Here is a 2,543-nt window from a genome sequence, read left to right as displayed (position 1 = left end):
CGCTTGGCCGAGTACTTCTTGACCAGTGCTGCGCGCTTTTTCTCACGATTAATCAAAGCTAGTTTTGCCACGTCACACCTCAGTTACGGAACGGGAACTTGAAAGCGGTCAACAAAGCCTTGGCTTCATCGTTGGTACGCGCTGTCGTAGTTACGCTGATGTTGAGACCCCGAAGTGCGTCGATTTTGTCGTACTCAATCTCAGGGAAAATAATCTGTTCTTTGATACCAATGTTGTAGTTGCCACGGCCATCGAAAGATTTGCCAGACACCCCACGGAAGTCGCGTACACGAGGAAACGCGATCGTTACCAAACGATCCAGGAATTCATACATGCGGTCTCCGCGCAGAGTTACCATACAACCTACTGGGTAACCTTCGCGAATCTTGAAACCGGCAATCGCCTTTTTGGCCTTCGTCACCACCGGCTTCTGGCCAGCGATTTTAGTCAAATCACCAACAGCGTGCTCAATGATCTTCTTGTCATTGACGGCCTCACCCACACCCATATTCAGGGTAATTTTGGTAATACGAGGAACTTCCATCACCGACTTATAACCAAACTGCTTGGTCAACTGACCAATCACTTCGTTTCTATAAAACTCTTGAAAACGTGACACGACGGCCCCCTTAGTTTGCCAACTGAGCGCCGGTTTTCACCAGTACCCGCACGGACTTGCCATCCACCTGCTTGATGGCTACACGAGATGGCTTACCTGTCTCTTTGTCAAACAAGCTGACATTGGACTGGTGGATGGGCATTGTTTTATCAACAACACCACCAACATCTCCCTTCATAGGATTTGGCTTTTGATGCTTCTTAACGATATTGACGCCTTCTACCAGAAGGTATTCATCATTCACACGGGAAAGCACAACGCCTTTCTTCCCCTTGAACTTGCCGTTAAGAACCAGCACTTCATCGCCTTTGCGAATTTTGTTCATATTTACCTCACAGAACTTCTGGTGCCAGCGACACGATTTTCATGAACTTTTCATTGCGAAGCTCACGTGTCACTGGGCCAAAAATACGGGTACCGATGGGTTCAAGTTTTGCATTCAACAAAACCGCTGCGTTGCTATCGAATTTAATCAACGCGCCATCTGGACGACGAACGCCCTTAGCCGTACGAACGACCACTGCGTTGTAAATTTCGCCTTTCTTGACGCGACCGCGAGGGGCCGCATCCTTAATGGACACCTTGATGATGTCACCAATGCCCGCGTAACGGCGCTTGGAACCACCAAGAACCTTGATGCACATTACAGAACGCGCACCCGTGTTGTCGGCCACATCTAGCCGTGATTGCATTTGTATCATGGATTGTCAAACCAACTTAATTGCTTTCGCAACCAGTTTTGGTCCCGCAAGGGTTGAAAAGATAGCCTGCTATATTAGCAGGCTTGAATTACTTGAGCAAGACAAAAATCAAATGATTTTCGCTTTCTCCAACACTTTGGTCACACTCCAAGATTTTGTCTTGGAGATAGGACGACCTTCACAGATCTCAACCAGGTCACCCTCACCAACTTCATTGCTTTCGTCATGGGCAGTGTACTTGTGAGACTTAACAATATACTTGCCGTAAATCGGGTGCTTGATACGGTTTTCAACCATCACCACGACCGATTTGGTCATCTTGTCACTGACAACGCGACCTACCAAGGTGCGCTTCAAACTTACTTTCGCTTCGGTGCTCATGCGGACCTCTTCGATTGAGTCATCACCGTTTTGACACGTGCGATGTCTTTACGTACTTTTGCCAACTGGGAGTTGTTGGTCAGCTGCTGCGTAGCAGCCTGCATGCGCAATGAAAACTGCGCACGCAACAACTCTTCCAACTCTTTCGTCAATTCTGCAGCGCTTTTGCCGCGCAATTCAGAAGCTTTCATTGCTTAACTCCCAATCTGACGTGTTACGAACACGCAAGGAAGAGGCAACTTGGCAGCCGCTAGGCGGAACGCCTCACGCGCCAACTCTTCACTCACACCGTCCATCTCGTAAAGTACTTTACCTGGCTGAATCTCAGCCACATAAAACTCAACGCTACCTTTACCGTTACCCATACGAACTTCCGCAGGTTTGTTGGTAATTGGCTTGTCCGGGAACACGCGGATCCAAATCTTACCGCCACGTTTAATGTGACGAACCATGGCGCGACGAGCTGACTCAATCTGGCGTGCAGTCAAGCGACCGCGGCCAGTGGACTTCAGACCGTAAACACCAAAAGAAACACTTGCACCACGTGTGGCCAGACCAGTATTACGGCCTTTGTGTTCTTTTCTATATTTGCGACGTGATGGCTGTAACATCATGCGCTCCTAGATTACTGTTCTGAGGAAGTGCTGGCAGCGCCTTCCTCTTTGTTTGAACCACTAGCTGCTGCGCTAGCACCTTCGGGTTTACGCGCCTTGCGTGCACCTGCTCCGGCTGGACGAGTAGAAGGACGACGCGGACGACGCTCTTCTTTTTCTGCCTCAACTGGTGCCGCCGCAACATCTCCGCGACCAATGTGTCACCTTTGTACACCCAAACCTTGATAC

6 protein-coding genes are annotated in these 2,543 nt (G+C 49.3%); all 6 read right to left on the bottom strand.

Annotated elements, in window-relative coordinates; translation table 11 throughout:
- Positions 1 to 79: 79 nt before the first annotated feature.
- The 6 genes from rplE to rplP all read right to left on the bottom strand — a co-directional run bounded on the left by rplE (position 80) and on the right by rplP (position 2,312).
- Positions 80 to 619, bottom strand: a complete 540-nt coding sequence (gene rplE, locus LMED105_RS15850; RefSeq protein ID WP_008253351.1) for a 50S ribosomal protein L5 — start codon at positions 617 to 619, stop codon at positions 80 to 82.
- A gap of 10 nt (positions 620 to 629) precedes the next feature.
- Complete coding sequence (gene rplX / locus LMED105_RS15845) at positions 630 to 944, bottom strand: 50S ribosomal protein L24 (protein WP_008253350.1); 315 nt, start codon at positions 942 to 944, stop codon at positions 630 to 632.
- Positions 945 to 951: 7 nt separating this feature from the next.
- Entirely contained in the window at positions 952 to 1,320 is a 369-nt protein-coding gene (gene rplN / locus LMED105_RS15840) for a 50S ribosomal protein L14 (RefSeq protein WP_008253348.1), read from the bottom strand.
- Between the two features lie 108 nt (positions 1,321 to 1,428).
- The gene (gene rpsQ, locus LMED105_RS15835) at positions 1,429 to 1,701 is read right to left on the bottom strand and encodes a 30S ribosomal protein S17 (protein ID WP_008253346.1); all 273 of its coding nucleotides are present in this window, start codon (positions 1,699 to 1,701) and stop codon (positions 1,429 to 1,431) included.
- The gene (gene rpmC / locus LMED105_RS15830) at positions 1,698 to 1,892 is read right to left on the bottom strand and encodes a 50S ribosomal protein L29 (RefSeq protein WP_008253344.1); all 195 of its coding nucleotides are present in this window, start codon (positions 1,890 to 1,892) and stop codon (positions 1,698 to 1,700) included. The genes rpsQ and rpmC overlap by 4 nt, the downstream gene beginning before the upstream one ends.
- Positions 1,893 to 1,895: 3 nt before the next feature.
- A complete protein-coding gene (rplP, locus tag LMED105_RS15825) occupies positions 1,896 to 2,312 on the bottom strand; it encodes a 50S ribosomal protein L16 (RefSeq protein WP_008253343.1) in 417 nt (138 codons plus the stop codon).
- Positions 2,313 to 2,543: the final 231 nt, after the last annotated feature.

This window comes from Limnobacter sp. MED105, from assembly GCF_000170915.1.
Taxonomy (GTDB): domain Bacteria; phylum Pseudomonadota; class Gammaproteobacteria; order Burkholderiales; family Burkholderiaceae_B; genus Limnobacter.
This window is presented reverse-complemented; position numbering and strand designations above follow the sequence as displayed.

Excerpts from the sequence above, each read along its gene's own strand:
- rpmC (WP_008253344.1), bottom strand. The coding sequence starts at position 1,892 with ATGAAAGCTTCTGAATTGCGCGGCAAAAGCGCTGCAGAATTGACGAAA.
- rpsQ (WP_008253346.1), bottom strand. The coding sequence starts at position 1,701 with ATGAGCACCGAAGCGAAAGTAAGTTTGAAGCGCACCTTGGTAGGTCGC.
- rplP (WP_008253343.1), bottom strand. The coding sequence starts at position 2,312 with ATGTTACAGCCATCACGTCGCAAATATAGAAAAGAACACAAAGGCCGT.
- rplN (WP_008253348.1), bottom strand. The coding sequence starts at position 1,320 with ATGATACAAATGCAATCACGGCTAGATGTGGCCGACAACACGGGTGCG.
- rplX (WP_008253350.1), bottom strand. The coding sequence starts at position 944 with ATGAACAAAATTCGCAAAGGCGATGAAGTGCTGGTTCTTAACGGCAAG.